Source organism: Flavobacteriaceae bacterium (genome assembly GCA_003443635.1).
In the GTDB taxonomy this organism is placed as follows: Bacteria; Bacteroidota; Bacteroidia; order Flavobacteriales; family Flavobacteriaceae; genus AU392.
The window spans coordinates 2,787,306-2,804,109 of sequence record CP031964.1; the positions used below are offsets into that span (position 1 = coordinate 2,787,306).

At 28.1% G+C, this 16,804-nt stretch carries 16 protein-coding genes; 4 read left to right on the forward strand and 12 right to left on the reverse strand.

Annotated features, from left to right (window positions below):
- Window position 1: 1 nt before the first annotated feature.
- Window positions 2–355, forward strand: coding sequence for a carboxymuconolactone decarboxylase family protein (locus tag D1817_12825; protein ID AXT20731.1), 354 nt, complete (start codon window positions 2–4; stop codon window positions 353–355).
- A gap of 75 nt (window positions 356–430) precedes the next feature.
- The gene (lptB, locus tag D1817_12830; protein AXT20732.1) at window positions 431–1,171 is read left to right on the forward strand and encodes an LPS export ABC transporter ATP-binding protein; all 741 of its coding nucleotides are present in this window, start codon (window positions 431–433) and stop codon (window positions 1,169–1,171) included.
- Here the strand turns inward: lptB and D1817_12835 are convergent, their stop codons facing one another.
- The gene (locus D1817_12835; GenBank protein ID AXT20733.1) at window positions 1,172–1,990 is read right to left on the reverse strand and encodes a tellurium resistance protein TerC; all 819 of its coding nucleotides are present in this window, start codon (window positions 1,988–1,990) and stop codon (window positions 1,172–1,174) included.
- 8 nt (window positions 1,991–1,998) lie between these two features.
- A complete protein-coding gene (locus tag D1817_12840; protein ID AXT21280.1) occupies window positions 1,999–2,739 on the reverse strand; it encodes a phosphatidylserine synthase in 741 nt (246 codons plus the stop codon).
- A 128-nt stretch (window positions 2,740–2,867) separates the two neighbouring features.
- Between D1817_12840 and D1817_12845 the strand changes: the two genes are divergently transcribed.
- The gene (locus tag D1817_12845) at window positions 2,868–3,935 is read left to right on the forward strand and encodes a hypothetical protein (protein ID AXT20734.1); all 1,068 of its coding nucleotides are present in this window, start codon (window positions 2,868–2,870) and stop codon (window positions 3,933–3,935) included.
- A 7-nt stretch (window positions 3,936–3,942) separates the two neighbouring features.
- Window positions 3,943–5,112, forward strand: coding sequence for a DUF4105 domain-containing protein (locus tag D1817_12850; GenBank protein AXT20735.1), 1,170 nt, complete (start codon window positions 3,943–3,945; stop codon window positions 5,110–5,112).
- Between the two features lie 21 nt (window positions 5,113–5,133).
- Here D1817_12850 and D1817_12855 read toward each other — a convergent pair whose 3' ends face one another.
- The 10 genes from D1817_12855 to D1817_12900 are packed head-to-tail and all read right to left on the reverse strand — an operon-like array spanning window position 5,134 to window position 16,797.
- Window positions 5,134–6,528, reverse strand: coding sequence for a sugar transferase (locus D1817_12855; GenBank protein AXT20736.1), 1,395 nt, complete (start codon window positions 6,526–6,528; stop codon window positions 5,134–5,136).
- 58 nt (window positions 6,529–6,586) lie between these two features.
- Window positions 6,587–7,600, reverse strand: coding sequence for a glycosyltransferase (locus tag D1817_12860; GenBank protein ID AXT20737.1), 1,014 nt, complete (start codon window positions 7,598–7,600; stop codon window positions 6,587–6,589).
- The gene (locus tag D1817_12865; protein ID AXT20738.1) at window positions 7,557–8,924 is read right to left on the reverse strand and encodes an O-antigen ligase domain-containing protein; all 1,368 of its coding nucleotides are present in this window, start codon (window positions 8,922–8,924) and stop codon (window positions 7,557–7,559) included. The genes D1817_12860 and D1817_12865 overlap by 44 nt, the downstream gene beginning before the upstream one ends.
- Complete coding sequence (locus D1817_12870; protein AXT20739.1) at window positions 8,921–9,994, reverse strand: glycosyltransferase; 1,074 nt, start codon at window positions 9,992–9,994, stop codon at window positions 8,921–8,923. Before D1817_12870 ends, D1817_12865 begins: the two co-directional genes overlap by 4 nt.
- A complete protein-coding gene (locus tag D1817_12875; protein ID AXT20740.1) occupies window positions 9,994–11,109 on the reverse strand; it encodes a glycosyltransferase in 1,116 nt (371 codons plus the stop codon). The genes D1817_12870 and D1817_12875 overlap by 1 nt, the downstream gene beginning before the upstream one ends.
- Window positions 11,106–12,107, reverse strand: a complete 1,002-nt coding sequence (locus tag D1817_12880; GenBank protein ID AXT20741.1) for a glycosyltransferase — start codon at window positions 12,105–12,107, stop codon at window positions 11,106–11,108. The genes D1817_12875 and D1817_12880 overlap by 4 nt, the downstream gene beginning before the upstream one ends.
- Complete coding sequence (locus D1817_12885; GenBank protein ID AXT20742.1) at window positions 12,100–13,128, reverse strand: hypothetical protein; 1,029 nt, start codon at window positions 13,126–13,128, stop codon at window positions 12,100–12,102. The genes D1817_12880 and D1817_12885 overlap by 8 nt, the downstream gene beginning before the upstream one ends.
- On the reverse strand, window positions 13,121–14,677 hold the full coding sequence (locus D1817_12890) for a glycosyltransferase family 2 protein (protein AXT20743.1): 1,557 nt from the start codon (window positions 14,675–14,677) through the stop codon (window positions 13,121–13,123). Before D1817_12890 ends, D1817_12885 begins: the two co-directional genes overlap by 8 nt.
- 3 nt (window positions 14,678–14,680) lie before the next feature.
- The gene (locus D1817_12895; GenBank protein AXT20744.1) at window positions 14,681–15,640 is read right to left on the reverse strand and encodes a hypothetical protein; all 960 of its coding nucleotides are present in this window, start codon (window positions 15,638–15,640) and stop codon (window positions 14,681–14,683) included.
- A 5-nt stretch (window positions 15,641–15,645) separates the two neighbouring features.
- On the reverse strand, window positions 15,646–16,797 hold the full coding sequence (locus D1817_12900) for a glycosyltransferase family 1 protein (GenBank protein AXT20745.1): 1,152 nt from the start codon (window positions 16,795–16,797) through the stop codon (window positions 15,646–15,648).
- Between the last annotated feature and the right edge of the window lie 7 nt (window positions 16,798–16,804).

The window sequence follows — 16,804 nt, forward strand, 5'->3', positions numbered from 1 at the left end:
CATGTCAGACATAGTAACAGAATTTAATGACTATCGCCAAAAAATGAATGATAAAATCCTTGGTGATAATAACAAAATAATAAAGCGAATTTTTAATTTAGATACCAATGCCTATCAAGCAGGTGCTTTAGACGTAAAAACCAAAGAGCTTCTTGGTTTAGTTGCATCAACAGTATTGCGTTGTGATGATTGTATTCGTTATCATATGGAAACTTGCTATAAAGAAGGTATTTCTAAAGAAGAGGTTGTAGAATCTTTAGGGATCGCAACTTTAGTTGGTGGTACAATTGTTATTCCGCATTTACGTCGTGCATACGAATTTTGGGATGCTTTAGAAACAAAAAATCAGGGTTAATAAATATATAAATTGAATGTGTTTTAATAGTAATCTATATGATTTTACTATTTTTAGCGTTGATTTGAAGAACATATGGTTTTAAGAGCTGATAATTTAATGAAGTCCTATAGTGGGCGAAAAGTTGTAAAAGGTATTTCTGTTGAAGTAAATCAAGGAGAGATTGTTGGACTTCTTGGTCCTAACGGTGCTGGAAAAACAACATCTTTTTATATGATTGTTGGCTTAATAAAACCAAATGGAGGTAGTATTCATTTAGATAATACAGAAATTACAAAATACCCAATGTACAAACGTGCTCAAAACGGTATTGGATATCTTGCTCAAGAAGCTTCTGTATTTAGAAAGTTAAGTATTGAGGATAACATTTTAAGTGTTTTACAAATGACTAAGCTTTCTAAAAAACAGCAGCATGAAAAAATGGAGTCTCTTATTGATGAATTTAGTTTAGGCCATATCCGAAAAAATAGAGGTGATTTATTATCTGGTGGTGAGCGACGTCGTACCGAAATTGCACGAGCTTTAGCTACTGATCCAAGTTTTATTTTGTTAGATGAGCCTTTTGCAGGAGTAGATCCTGTTGCTGTTGAAGATATACAACGTATTATTGCACAACTCACTAAGAAAAATATTGGAATTTTAATTACAGATCATAATGTACAAGAAACACTTGCCATTACAGATAGAACTTACTTAATGTTTGAAGGAAGTATTCTTAAGGCTGGAAAACCTGAAGAGCTAGCTGCAGACGAAATGGTGCGTAAAGTGTACTTGGGCCAAAACTTTGAACTCCGCAAAAAGAAATTAGAGTTTTAATTAATTTTCTTCATTTTTAGCATTCTTAGCTGCTTCTTTTATTAGTTTTTTCTGATACCTTCCTTGTACAATATCTGTTATTACTAAAATTGTAATCACAAAATAAAAAGTTGTTTTGCTCATTGGTACAATTTCATTACCAAAAATCTTTAGATGTGCTAAATGACCACCTTCTGTTACTAACATAATACCTACAATAAATAAGATAAAAAGCCCCAGAACTTCGTACATCCTATTTTTTGCTAAAAATGCAGAAATTTTGTCCGCCAACAAAAGCATTAATAATCCACTAGCAACTATGGCAACAGCCATAATAATAAATGCTGTAGTTGAATTTTCTATATCACTAGTTAATCCAATTGCAGCCAAAATGGAATCAAAAGAAAACACTAAATTCATTAAAACAATACTTGCAACAACTGCATTTGAAGACTTGCTTCGCTTTGTATTTCCTTCAACATCATGACTTAAATCATGAGTAGAGATCATATGCCATATTTCTTTAATAGCCGTATAAATAATAAAAGCGCCTCCAGCTAATACAATTAAGCTATGTCCGTTAAAAGCAAACTTGAAAACATTTTCTATTTCTCCAGTTAAAAAAGAAAATGGGTCTTGAAAAAAATCAATAATTGATACCAAAACAAACAATAAGACTATTCTTAAAATTATAGCAATTAATATCCCTACTTTCCTAACTCTTTTTTGATCATTTTTCGGTGCCTTTTTTGATTCTAAAGAGATATATAAAAGGTTATCGAAACCAAGAACTGCTTGCAACATTACAAGCATTAATAATGTAAAAATAATCTCTGCCATAGTTCGTATTATTTATTCAATAAAGAAATGATTATATATAATAAAATAATTAAAGGTATTGCTGCAAATTGAAATATTGCTAACAAGATAATCGATAATAAAATCAGCATGTATCTTGATATATTATCTTTAAATGCCCATGTTTTAAATTTTAGAGCAATGAGTTTAATTTTTGCATTTAATAAATAGCAACTTAATAAAGTCAATCCAATTAAAACCCATTGATTGTTTATGATTAAAGCAATAGTATGATTGTTTTGAAATTCTAAAATTAAAGGCAATGATAAAATTAATATCGTATTTGCTGGAGTTGGCAAACCTATAAATGAATCCGTTTGATTTTCATCTATATTAAATTTTGCAAGCCTGTAGGCAGAAGCCAATGTAATCAGTAAACCTATTAATGGTAAAAGTTTTACTTTAAAACCAATCCAATGCATTGTTTCTGTCCATTGGTTAGAGTCTTCAATTAAACTAAAATCATTAATAGTTAAACTTAATAAATGAAACATTACAAGTCCAGGAACTAAACCACTAGTTATCATATCTGCTAATGAATCTAACTGCAGCCCTAATTCACTTTGTACTTTTAATTTTCGAGCTAATAAACCATCAAAAAAATCAAAAAATATCCCTAAAAACACAAATAATGCTGTTGCTATCATATTTCCATTTACAGCAAATAAAACAGCTATGCTTCCACAAAATAAATTTAATAACGTTATAAAGTTTGGAATGTGCTTAATCAAGCTTTTTGATATTAGTTTAAGTAAAAATAATAACATTTTTTGTCTATGGCAAAGAAAGGACAATATCTATTAATTTTTAGAGTTTAATAGGTTAAAAAAATATCTCATCTTTGTGAAAATATTTGCTTTTGAAGAAACCTTTACTTCTATTTTTACTGCTTAGTGCTTCATCTATTTTCGCACAATCTAGAAAATATTCTAATGAATTTTTGAATATTGGAGTTGATGCTGCAGCTCTAGGAACAAGTAATGCAGTAGTAGCTAGAACAGGAGATGTGAATTCTGGATACTGGAATCCTGCTGGTTTAGTTAACTTAGAAGATAACCAAGTTGCCCTATTACATTCTAGTTATTTTGCTAACATTGCTAATTACAATTATGCTGCATTTGCTAAACCTTTAGATGATAGAAGCGCTATTGCAATTTCTGTTATTAGGTTTGCTGTTGATGACATTTTAGATACCACACAATTAATAGATGATCAAGGTCAAATTAATTTTGATAGGATTAACCTATTTTCTGCTGCCGATTATGCTGTTACCTTTTCTTATGCAAGAAAACTTCCTCTTTTAGGGTTTAACTATGGAGTTAATGCTAAAGTTATACGTCGTATTATTGGAGATTTTGCATCATCTTGGGGGTTTGGTTTAGATGCAGGAATTCAATTTAAAACTAAAAACGATTGGCAATTTGGAATTACTGCACGAGATATAACTACTTCTTTTAATGCCTGGACTTTTGATGATGATAGATTAGCTGACATACAGAATGCTGTTGAAGGTCAAAATCAAGAAATCCCTGAATCTACAGAAATTACAATTCCTAGATTACAAATAGGTATTGCAAAACAATTTGAATTTAATCGTGATTATACACTTCATACTGAAGTTGATTTAAATATTAGGTTTGAAGAAAATAATGATATTATTTCTTCATCTATTGCTAGTATTAATCCAGCTATTGGTTTCGAATTTGGGTATACAGATCTTGTTTTTTTACGTGCAGGTTTAGGAAATTTTCAAAATGAGCTTGAAATAGATAATACAGAACGATTAACATTTCAACCCAATTTTGGAGTAGGCTTTCATTATAGAGGTATTTATATAGACTATGCTTTTACAGACATTGGTGACCAAAGTGCTGCTTTATACTCGAACGTATTTTCAGTAAAACTAGATTTTAGTATTTTTAGATAATTAACATATGAAAACAAAGTTACTAGTACTATTATTTTTTATCACTCTTAATATAACTGCTCAAGCTAGACAATTATCTCAACAAGCAGAAATTAGTGTTCTTACCATTGGTCCTGGTAACGGGTTTGTAGATTCTTTTGGGCATAGCGGATTTAGGGTAAAAGATCGTAATATAGATATTGTATTTGATTATGGTCGTTATGACTTTGATGCGCCTAACTTTATTTTAAAATTTGCTAGAGGTAAGTTAAATTATAAATTAGGACTTGGTTATTTTTCAGATTTTTATAATTCTTATGTGCGTCAAAATCGCACGATTCAATCTCAGGTTTTAAATTTAACTCAATCTCAAAAACAGCAATTATTTAATTTTTTAGTTGAAAATGAAAAACCTGAAAATCGCTATTATCTTTACGATTTTTTTTATGACAACTGTGCTTCTATTATAAGAGATGTAATTACTGAAGAAGTTGACAATCCTATAGTTTTTAATATTCCTAATGATTTTAAACAACAAACATTTAGAGAATTAATTCGTAGTCATCTTAACCAAAATTCATGGGGGAGTCTTGGTATTGATATTGCATTAGGTTCTGTAATAGATAAAACTGCAACTCTTGAAGAACATATGTTTTTACCTAATTATATTCATGTTTTTTTTGAGAATGCAACTTATAAGAATTCTGGAGAACCACTTGTAAGAACAAATACTGTTTTATTTAAATCGATTGACAAACCTACAGAAAGTACTTTTATTACTAGTCCATTGATGATATTCGGAATTCTAAGTTTGATTATTTTATGGATTACCTACAGAGATCATAAAACACAAAAACGAACCAGAATTCTAGATGTTATTTTATTTATCACTACAGGTCTTATAGGTATTTTTATATTATTACTCTGGTTTGCTACAGACCATACCGCTACAGCACAAAATTATAATTTACTATGGGCATTTGCTTTAAATATATTTATCCTTAAACAAGTATGGAGTAAACACCCTAAAAATTGGTTTATTAAATATTTAAAATTTTTAGTAATTGCATTTTCCTTATTAGTGTTACATTGGATTATTGGTATACAAGCATTTGCTATTGGGTTAATCCCATTTTTAATCGCTTTGTTTATAAGATATATTTACCTTATTAAACATTTTTCTATAAACAATAATTAACTTTAATAGTGATAATAATATTTATTGACCTCTATAATGAATTACGGTACTTAGCGTTTTTACTATAATATTAAGATCTAAAAAGAAGCTTCGATGCTTAATATAGTATAAATCATATTGTAGTTTTGTTAAACTATCTTCTACAGTTGATCCATAATTTGTATTCACTTGAGCCCATCCAGATAATCCTGGTTTTATACTATGCCTAGTTTCATAAAATGGAATAATTTGAGATAATTCCTTTACAAAAAATGGTCTTTCCGGTCTTGGACCAATAATACTCATATCACCAAGTAGTACATTTACAAATTGTGGAATTTCATCTAATCTAGATTTTCTTAAAAAACGACCAAAAGAAGTTACACGCGAATCATTTTTATCTGCCCATTTGGCCCCAGAAGATTCTGCATTAGGAATCATCGTTCTATATTTATAAACTGTAAATGGTTCTCCATCTTTACCTATTCGAACTTGAGTATATATAAGTGCACCTTTGTTTCCAATTAAATTTCCTATAAAAATAAAAGGAAGAAGAATTATTCCTAAAACAATTCCGATTAAAGAAACTATAATATCCATAAATCTATGGTATATCATATATAATTTATTTTGATTACTCCTACTAAACGGGAAGTATCTATAAAAATCTTTGCCTACAAATTGTACAGGCACTCGCTTGGTTATTTCTTCAAATACTTGAGTATATTCTCTAATTTTAAAACCTTTTTCGAGTAAAGTAGTTAATTCATTATAGATTTCTGGAGTAATATTCTCCGAATTGTAAATTGCTACTACTATTTCATTTATATTCTCTTTTTGTATAGCTTCAACTAGCTTTCCAGGCCAATATTCCTTAATTCCGTTAAACCTAATCGCATATTGATGTGGCGGTTCACTATTTACAAAGCCTACAATTTTATAATTAGGATCCGATTCGTTTATCGTTTTTATAATTGCATCAATATTAGATATTTCTCCAATAACTACAACTCTTTTATAAAATCGAGGTGATACAATAAACGTAACATATAAAAATCTCCATATAAAAATTGAAGCGATTATTGTTAAGTAAAAATAAAATATTTCTATTCGCTTTTCAGGCAATGAAGGTGTTAATATAGGGGTTAAAAAATAAAATAGAGTGGTAACTGATATTGTAAGTGTGATGGTTTTAAAAGCAGAATCTAATTTACTAGATTTCTGTAAATCATATAATTCAAAAATAGTCCCAAAAACAGTTATATATAGTATTAGAATAAATGTCCAAGTCCAATTTTCAATTGAAATAGAAAAATAGTTAAACGAAAATGTATAACAGATAAACTGTAATCCTCCTAAACTAAAAAGGATGTCGAAAAGGCGTAAGAGTATTTTACGTTCAGAAATTTCGAAATGGATTCCTTTTGTAGAAGACATTAATTAGGGAATTGTCATGTGTAAATATAACAAGTAAATCTGAGTAATTCCTACCTTTTTATTTTAATAACTCATTCCACAACAACTTAGCTTTATTCCAATCAAATTGCTCAACTCTTGCTCTTGCTTTTTTTGTTATATTTTTAGTAACCCTTTTATTATTCTTTAACTTTAAAATTGCATTCGCCATCTCTGTAACATTATTCTTATTTACTAATATTCCATTGATTTCATTTGAAATTAAATACGGAATTCCGCCAACATTTGTTGTTACTACAGGTAACCCTAGTGCCATAGCTTCAATTACACTAACAGGCATATTATCGAAGTTTGTTGTATTTATAAACACATTATATTGTTTAGATTTCTCAATCCACTCCTTTTTAGTTAAACCTCCTGTAAACTCAACATCGACATCAAGTTTTCTAGCTAAATTTATAGTTTTTGTAAGTGAGCCATCATTATCAGGGCCTATCATGCATAAACTTACTTTTTCTCCTAATACTTTTAAACGCTCTACAACTTTTATTGCTAATATCGGATTATAAATATCTGAAAACGAGCGCACCCAGAGTAATTTAATAGGTTGAATTTCTCTCTCTATAAATTTATAATTATCAATCTCAATTGTATTTGGAATAGATTTTACATTAACATATCCTTTTTTTTCAAATATCGATTTTGTGTATAATGAAGGAGCTACGTTAATATGTGCATTTTTAAAAATTAAATCAGAAAGTTTTCTATTATTCTTTAAACGATTAGGTAAATTACCTCCATGTAGTATTGGAATATATTTAAGGTTTAGTTTTTTACATAATAAACTACATAATACTGCGTAATAAAAATTTTGTGTGCTATAAGTATCAATTAACACATAATCTACAATTTTACGATGTTTAAAGATTGTAAATAACATATCCAGTAATCTTAGTATTTTGTTAGATTTATTAGATACTGTGGTAATTATATAATCATCCTTCTCTAAAAGTTCACTTAAAACTTCTATAGTTGTAATGGTTTTTCCTTTACTTACTAATTTGTTTCCTATGTAAAGGAGATTTTTTTTCATAATATATATTTAATAAGCATAATCCATAAATAAATGCTGGAGCTGCTATACGCATTGATGAATGATTTATTGTAAGGAACCAAAAAAAATAAAAAGAATAAAAATAAATATTTTGCTTCTTTTTAAACCTGAATATTAACGGAGTAAATAATAAAATACTAAATGCTATAACTCCAAATATACCATGCTCTCCTATAATTCTACTCATTTCGTTATGAGTAGCTGCTTCAATACCTTCTCTTTGTAATCTTAGCTCTTTAAGCTTTCCTACACCTACTCCCAAAATAGGGTTTTCAAAAAACTCATTTAACTCATAAGTAAATAATTCTGCTCTACCTGTAGATGCGTCTTCTTTAATTCTACCCGTAGCATCTTGATTATTATAACGTTTATCTATTAACCCTAAAGTATTAACAGAGCTCATAAACCAAGTCAAAATAATTGCACCGCCTAGAAATATTACATAACCAATAGTTTTAATTTTAAATTTTTTAGAGCTATTTATATAAAACATAATCACTAAAGCTAAAATCATCACTATAGACACAATAACACCACCTCTGCTAAAGGTAACAATTGCTCGATAGCCCATTGCTATTACTAGAATGATATTTAATATTTTATAAAATAAGGTTTTGGATTGTATGAAAAATTTACCTGCTAATAGAAAAACACCTAACCCTAAAACAGTTGCGACTTGATTAGGACCAAATCCTCCTGAAGCTGCAAAATTAGATCCTGTTCCAGATAATATACTTTTAATACTTGGTGAGTATAAAAATAAATATGTTGTCATCGCTATAATTGGTAATAACATAGCTTGAACTATTTTTTGTAAGTCTCTAGGAGTTACTTTTTTTCCGTAACAATATAATGCCGAAATACCTAAACAAAATGGTCCACTTAAATTAAATGTGATTGCAGTTCTAACATTAGTTCCATAATCTAAAGTAGATAACGCAACAAAAACACCAGGTACTAGTAATAGTAAATAAATAATATATGGATATGCTTTTTTATTTACTTGACCTCCTAAAACAACACCAATTATCAAAAATAAAATTACAGTATATTTTGAAATTTCATATAAAAAATTACCCCCTGTCATTCTTAAAAGCACCTCAGATCCAGCTATATAAGCACAAGCCATTAATACATATATATGTTTCTTTTTCGGTTTAGAATTAAAAATGTTCATTATTCCTAATACTAAAATTGCCAAGAAATATATTTTAGATAATGAATCAACCAAATAAATACCTAAACCTATACATATATGTATACCTATAAGTACTAAGTAATTATATGATTTAAAAATATTCATTGTTTATAGTTAGCTATTAATAGATTTATTATCGATTCACTACTAAACTCATTTATGATTTTATGATATAAGTTCTTTCCTAATTTTTCTCGTTCTGAAAAATTATCAATTAGCCTCAATATTGCTATTGATAAATCATTAGTGTTTTCTGAATCGATTAAGATTCCTTCAAGTGAATTACTTATAACTTTATCACACTCTCCCACCTTAGTTGAAATTACCGGTAACTCCCCTAATCCATATTCTAAAAGTGTTAATGGTAATCCTTCAGAATTCGATGACAAAACTCCTATTTGGCCTTGAGATAGTATATGAGGTATATCGAATTTACTTCCATATAAGTATACATGTTTTTCTAGATGTAATTCTTTTATTATAGTTTTAATCTTTTTTGAATATATATCATTAAAATCTTTTCCTACACAATGTAATGTCCAATCTGGTCGTTTCTTAATTACTTTATTAAATGCTTTAATTAAGGTTGAATGATCTTTTTGAGGCCTTAAGTTTGCTAAATGTATAATGCGTTTTTCAGAAGCGCCTAATAATGTCGTTTCTTTTTTGTCATTTCCTTTAACTACAAAGTTTGATAGATAAGATACTTTTGGAGCTTTTAAACGTTTTCTCGCCCATACTTCTAATTTGGAGTTAACACTAAAAATATGAGAAAAATACTTTGAACAAAATTTTAAGACATATGTTTTTCTTTGTTCTAAAAACTCACTATTACCATAATGATCATGCCATATTAGTTTTACATTCTTATTCATTATTTTTATTATAGTTGCCAAAAAAAATGATGTGGAATGCGCATGAATTATTTCAATAGATTCTTTTTTTATAAACTTATTAAACTGTAAAATAGCTTTAATATCTATAGTAGTTTTCTTATTTAAGAAAAGATAATTTACACTTTTATTAATATCACGTTTTAATAAACCTTCTTCTCTAGTAACACATAAATAGGATGCTTCAACATCAGAAAACATTGATAATTCATTAGCTATATTTACTGCCATACGTTCAGTCCCCCCAGCTTGTAAAGAATCTATTAGTTGTAATACTCGCATTATTTTTTTAGTAAAACTTTTATTTCGTCCTCAAAAACATCTAATGTGTACCTTTGTGACCATTTAGAAGCATTAAAAGATATTTGTTTTAAATCACTTTTAGAAATTACTTCGTCAATTTTCTCAACTGCTAAATTTAAATCAGGTTCTATAAAAACTCCTCTATTTTCATTATCTAACATATAAGGTACACAAGAGATTTTAGTTGCAATTGGAATTACTCCAAAAAACATAGCCTCCGCAATAGCTTTTGGCCAGCCTTCAGATCTTGAAGGCAAAATTAAAAAATGAGCTTTTTTTAAAGTTTCCTTAATTGTATCTTTCTCTTGGTTCCCATATAATGTAATGTATTTATTTAAATTATTATTAATAATATAGTCATGTAATTCTGTTTTTAAAACTCCGTCTCCAAATAAATTTAAACGTACTTTTTTTCCTTGTTTAACTAACTCTTCTATTATTTTGATGGCTAGCAATGGTCGTTTTCCTTCTACTAAACTTCCAACAAAAACAAATTGTAACGTATTAGTATAATCTCTTTCTATTAATTTTTCAATTTCAGTTTTAGTGAATGTTGCAGTAAAAAATGATTTTATATTTCTCGTTTGATTTTTCCAATCTCCATAAACCAATACTTGCATATTTTTTGTTAAGACAGTATTTCTCAACAACCATTTTTGCAACCTATAACTTTTTGGTTGCTTTGCTCTTGGATCCCAATTTCCTGCATATTTTGCTGTTTTGATTTTTTTTGGAAATAATATCTGTACAAAACAACCTATAAGTCCTATATTTCCGGGGCAGCGTAAATGAATATGCTCTGCTTGCTTACACGCTTTAAAAATAGTAAATGCAATTATTGGCAATTGAAACATAGACCTAAAAACATGCTTTATAGAAGTAAATTGAATCGAAGGTATTTTATTTAATTTAATATCTTTATGCTTATAATTCATTTCTATTGCTGATGGCTTTCCCATTATTTCTGGAGCTACAATAGTAATAGTATCTACATATTTAAACCACAAATTCATTTCTCGCACATAAGGTGCATAAGCAGCATATGTGCTTCCGTTAAACTTGTGTTTTACATGTGATATGATTAAGAAATTCATCGTTCTATTTTTGGTGCATTTAACAGTATAGACCACCAACCTATTGTTCTCCCTAAACTCTCTGTTAATGCTGCTAATTTAGACTTAGAGGTTATTACATTCGTATAACGAATTGCTGTTAATAAAAATGCTGTTGCATTCCATTTTAATCGTGCTTTTAAAGTTGGCTTAGGATATCTCATACGCCATATATACCATCCGTTTCTCAATACCATTTTTCCATATTTATATTGATTTGGCCTTCCTAACGTACTATGATGATGTGCTAATTGAGCGTTAGTATTAATATAAATAGCCCCTTTTTCTGCTACTCGTAATGAAAAATCTGCATCTTCATATAATCCATAACCCTCAAAATATGTTGAAAATGATAAAGTTTTAAATATCTCTTTTTTAAAAGATGACACACCTCCCATTAATTGTTCTACTTTATATATTTTGCCTGTGGGTGGTAAAAAACTTATAGATCTTCCATGAGAAAATGTTGGTAAAAACCCTGGCGCTTTATCTGGTAATAAGCCAAACTTTCGTCTTAACTGAAAACGTGATGGTTCACTACGCATCCAATTGTCATAATAAAAATGGGTTTTCTTCCTATCTATTGAAGCTATTTTCCATTCTACTTCATTTGTAATATATCCTCCAACAGCTAAAGCATCATTATGTGTATTATAGGTTTCTAACAATGTTTTAAAGTACATGGGAGTTAATACAACATCATCATCCAAAAAACAAATAATCTCTGAGAGTTCTGTTACTAAATTGATTCCATAATTTCTTTGTTTAGTTAATCCTCTATTAATTTCATTTACTTTAAAATACCTTAAGTTTTTAAATTGATTTTTTATCAACACTTGCTCAGTTTCATCATTTATTGAACCATCAATAATTAGGATCTCATTAGGATATAGTGTTTGTTTACATACCGATTGCAACAACTCCAACAATGATTTCGGTCGCATATAAGTACATATAATAAGTGCAAACGTTTTAGTCATTTTGTTTTAATATATCATGAACCTTAATAAAGTAAGCGTGTCTTACTAAATAATTTTCCCAAAGCTGTCTATTATTATTTTGAATTGTATTAAAGGTTTCTTCTGTATTTGAGTTATGAAATTCTAAAATTTGAGATTCTATAGACTTTTCTTTTGTTTCTTCTAAAATTACACAATGTTGAGACCATTTTATAATGTTGGACAATGGCAATTTGCAATCTGTATTTAATAAAATAGGAATACGACCTACTGCTAATGTTTCGTATAATCTAATTGAAAAGTTACCTACTCCTCTCATACAAAATGTATATGCATTGTTAAATACGTTGTCATAAAATTCTTTTGTTGTTTTATATTTATCAGTTTCTGTTAATATTCCGGCTCTATAATTCTCTCTTAAAATAAAATTAGTATTTAAGTTTTTATTTAAATTAAGTTTTTTTAAATAATATGCTCGTTTTATACTCGATGGATAAAATGATTGTGAATCAGCTACTAACTTATTAGTTTTTCTTTTTATTTGATATTTAAGATGGTTTAATAATTCTTTAAAATATTTAAGTATTCCAGATTGTGCGTGCCCTACAAATCCTATATCTGGCTTTTCTTCTTTTTGTTTTGTAGAAAACCTTTGTGATAATTGAGTTTTATACGGGTCATTTATAAATGATGGCATTATAAAAGTCGAATCGTTTAATTTACTTTTATAGCCTCCTAATCTAAATGTATAACTATTTTTAATGTAATTAGTAAACCCATAATCTCCTGCAGAATATATCCAGATGGGTTTATTGTATTTTTTTGCTAATTCTTGAAGTGTTAAAAAATCTGTTTTAAATTTCAAAAATGCTACATAATCTATAGGGAATACAATAAAATCACACTCAGAAACAACATTTACTATTTTATAATATTCAAATAATATTTCATTTTTCAAATAATATAAATCAAACAACAGCGGAAACACTTTTTTACGATGTTCTTCGGTTAAAAAACTAGTATTTGTATATAATTTAAGCATTTTGCTGTTGTTTTAAAATTGTACTCCAATACATACTTTTATTCCATCTTTTTTTAGCGTACTTGATATATTTGAATGGATTTTTAATAGATTGAGAACTATAATTTTTAATAAACAGTAGCAGCTTATACCCTTTTAATTGTTGTTCTGTAAAGTAAGTCATATTTAACAACATTATAGTTGGCGATGGTTTTGGTTGTATAGCATCGCTATCCCAAAGTTGTTTCACTTTTGTTCTATAACCTCCTATTGGAGCTTTTAAATGTGTAATTTTGATATCAGAAAAATAAACAACATCTTGACCTAAATAACGTAATTGCATACCAAATTCTGTGTCTTCTCCATAATTAAATTCATATCTAGTATTGAATGCAACTGATGTTAATAAGTTAGATTTTAAAATTGTATTTCCAGCTCCAAAAATTGTGGTTTGTGCACTTTTTAAATAAACTTGTCTTTCAGAAGGCTGTAAATAAACAGTAGTTGCAACATTTACACCATACTGTTCTATTCCTTTAAACAACTTTTCGATTAAATCTGCATCAAATCTATTATCATCATCTCCTAACAAAACCCATTCACTTTCTACTTTTGTTAGTGCTAAATTCCTTGCATTACAAACTCCAGCTTGATGTGTAAATTGGTGCTTAATTATAAATGGCCATGTTTCAGTAGTTAAATAATCTAATTCAGTAACAGAATCTTTATTTGAATTTTGTTCAACTATAATAACATTTTTAGGCAATATTGTTTGTACAGATAAATCTTTTAATACATCATATAAATATTTTTTTCTTCCTATGGTTGGTATAATAACATCTACATTCTTATTATTTACTACTTTACGTGAAGTTTGTATAACTATATTTTCTAACTTAAAATTAGTATTTCTTTGGAAATAAAATAATGATTTTAAAAATGACCAAATGCTACTTATTTTCTTCTCATATATGACAAAACACAAACTTAAAATACATCCCCAAACCCACTTGTAATGTTGCTTCACAAATTTAAATAACTCATATGTAGTTGCTTGTTTAATTTCTGTTTTAACAACTTTATAATTTTTAAGCAATTTAGGTTCTGAATAACAAAATAGACCTTCTATCATAGCCCTTTTTCCTAATGAATTTAGGAAATAATCAAAGTTATCTTTACTATTCAATTCTCCTTTAAGATTACGCAATACATCCGTATAGATACCGCCAACTAAACTACTTGTTTGCCAAGTAGGATAAGTTACTTCTTTTTTTATTTTTAAATAATACGAGCGCTCTATAAAACCTATTTGTTTAGGTAAATATTCTAACATACTTGGATTATATGAGGCCAATATTCGTTTATGATGAAATATAATTGGTAGTATTTCTATATCTAGTTCTTGTTCATAAATTGAATCACACCAAACTATTAAAGTATCAGGATAAATATTTGCTATTTGTAAAAGTATTTTTGTCACAGATTGTCCAATTTGCATATTTGCAATTGACTGTTTCTTGGCATCCAAAACTTTTAAAACTTTATTATTTTGATGTACGACTAAAATCATACGTTACTTGTTAATCATTTTAAAAGGTTTATCTCCAACGATAGCTGCATATTTAGAAAAACTACTGTGATACATTGGTTCTATTTTTAAAAAGTAAACGATCTCACTATTTGCTATCATAAAAAAATCTATCATTGTTTTTAAATGCCCTTCTATGGTAGAGTTTCCTTTATAATTATCCATATGAAATGGATTTCCTTCCACTAAATGTACTGCTTCTTTTTCTTCTATGTAATCTAGAAAACGTACACTATCTGAAAATCCATAACATTTATATACTGTTGTTTTCACAATACTTTTTACTTCTGTTTGTAATTGAGTTAATAGTTTTTGTTTTTGTTCTTCAGAAATTGTTTTTGTTGAAGAATCTACAAAATCTCCCATTAAACTTGTAAAACGGGTATGGAAAGCTATATATTTTTCTTGTTCAATGTTATTCAATTTATCGTTGAGTTGGCTTGTTTTCTTAAATAATTCATTAAAATTAATTCTCCATTTATTCTCTAAAGCTTTTGCATCTGCTAATGGGTGAAATGAATTTAAATAGTCAATATTTGCATAAACAATAAATGTATCTGCTTTCGATTTTTTAATAAGTTCTAAAGGTTTTACATTAAAATTATTAACTACATAAATTAGTTTTGTTTTAGTTGGATGCCATTTTATATCTTTTTTCTTTATTAACCAATTTACTGTATTAGGTTCTAAAAAGATATTTAAGTTAAATGGATTATCAAAATGAATATAAAACTCGTAGTTTAATAGCTTTGAAATTTCATAAAAAGAAATCATTCCTTTTAATCTATCGACCAATCCTCCATGAGGAAAAAGGCCATCGAAACAAATTATAATTCGCTTTTTATTAGTATTTGTTTTAAAACTTAAATGTCTAGAATAGTGTAAAAAAAACATAATCTTTTTTACAGTTTTACTAAGCTTTTTTTTAAGCGTTTTTATAAACATAAAAATTAATACTCCTTAATTATTGAATTATAGTATTGTATGTTTTGATCTGCAATAGTCTCAATATTAAAAGTAGCTTCTACTTTTTGTCTAGCTGCCTTACCTATCTCTAAACACAGTTTTTCATCCCTTAAAAGTTTTAAAATACATTCAGCATATTCATCTACATGAGATGGATGGATTAAATATCCATTCTTACCATCATCAATTAATTCTTGCGCCCAACCTATACTTGTGTTTATAACAGGCTTTTGTAATGCCATAGACTCTATAGTAACCATTCCTAAGGTTTCTGCAAAAGAAGGAAAAGTGCATACATGTGCATTTTTAATATACTCTTTTACTTCTGAGTACGGGATTTTGCCTAAATAATCACATTGTTCTTTAGCTTTTTCTGAGAATATTTTTTCCATTAATACATAAGTAGACGCATTTCCTGTTTTAATATCTGGTGCATCTCCTCCTATTAAAATTAATTTAGTTTTTGGATTTTTTTTGACTACTTTATTAAATATTTGTGCCAACTCTATAACTCCTTTTTTTCTAATTATAGTTCCTATATATAGTATTGTATTTCTATTAAAATCATCTGGAGTTTCATTTATAAAGTGCTTTAATTGTAAACCGTAGTGTATAGTTCTTATCTTATTTTTATTAAGCCCGAATATTTTTTGAGTTTCTATTCCTGCATAAGTAGTTGGAGTAATATAAGCCACAGCTCCTTTTAGAGCTCTTTTTTCAAATATAAAATTCTTAAACTTCTGCTGACGTTCATCTAATTTACAGAAATAAGCATCACTACCATGAAAACGAATAACTAATGGTATTGTAAATTGCATAAATGCAGTAATCCCTGTCCAATCTGGTGCTTCTAATATATCTATATTTCTTTCTTTTACTATAACATTTATATAGTTTTGGATATGTTTACGATAACGGTACCAAGTAAAATATTTGTATGATTTATTTTGTATTAAGTGAACCTCTACATTTTCATCTATAAATATTTCACTTGTTTCTTGATGGTATACAAAAACTGTAACATCTACTCCTCTTTTCGCTAAAGTAATTGCCAAATTTTTTATACTTGTAGCTATACCTGCGGCATGCTTTACTTTTGAATGTGGATATTCTGATGTTATAAAACCAACCCTCATATTAAAC

What these genes read in the sequence shown, in the direction of transcription:
- D1817_12885 (AXT20742.1), bottom strand. Translation starts at nt 13,128, where the DNA reads ATGCTTAAATTATATACAAATACTAGTTTTTTAACCGAAGAACATCGT.
- D1817_12850 (AXT20735.1), top strand. Translation starts at nt 3,943, where the DNA reads ATGAAAACAAAGTTACTAGTACTATTATTTTTTATCACTCTTAATATA.
- D1817_12865 (AXT20738.1), bottom strand. Translation starts at nt 8,924, where the DNA reads ATGAATATTTTTAAATCATATAATTACTTAGTACTTATAGGTATACAT.
- lptB (AXT20732.1), top strand. Translation starts at nt 431, where the DNA reads ATGGTTTTAAGAGCTGATAATTTAATGAAGTCCTATAGTGGGCGAAAA.
- D1817_12835 (AXT20733.1), bottom strand. Translation starts at nt 1,990, where the DNA reads ATGGCAGAGATTATTTTTACATTATTAATGCTTGTAATGTTGCAAGCA.
- D1817_12870 (AXT20739.1), bottom strand. Translation starts at nt 9,994, where the DNA reads ATGCGAGTATTACAACTAATAGATTCTTTACAAGCTGGGGGGACTGAA.
- D1817_12880 (AXT20741.1), bottom strand. Translation starts at nt 12,107, where the DNA reads ATGACTAAAACGTTTGCACTTATTATATGTACTTATATGCGACCGAAA.
- D1817_12860 (AXT20737.1), bottom strand. Translation starts at nt 7,600, where the DNA reads ATGAAAAAAAATCTCCTTTACATAGGAAACAAATTAGTAAGTAAAGGA.
- D1817_12855 (AXT20736.1), bottom strand. Translation starts at nt 6,528, where the DNA reads ATGTCTTCTACAAAAGGAATCCATTTCGAAATTTCTGAACGTAAAATA.
- D1817_12825 (AXT20731.1), top strand. Translation starts at nt 2, where the DNA reads ATGTCAGACATAGTAACAGAATTTAATGACTATCGCCAAAAAATGAAT.
- D1817_12900 (AXT20745.1), bottom strand. Translation starts at nt 16,797, where the DNA reads ATGAGGGTTGGTTTTATAACATCAGAATATCCACATTCAAAAGTAAAG.
- D1817_12895 (AXT20744.1), bottom strand. Translation starts at nt 15,640, where the DNA reads ATGTTTATAAAAACGCTTAAAAAAAAGCTTAGTAAAACTGTAAAAAAG.
- D1817_12890 (AXT20743.1), bottom strand. Translation starts at nt 14,677, where the DNA reads ATGATTTTAGTCGTACATCAAAATAATAAAGTTTTAAAAGTTTTGGAT.
- D1817_12875 (AXT20740.1), bottom strand. Translation starts at nt 11,109, where the DNA reads ATGAATTTCTTAATCATATCACATGTAAAACACAAGTTTAACGGAAGC.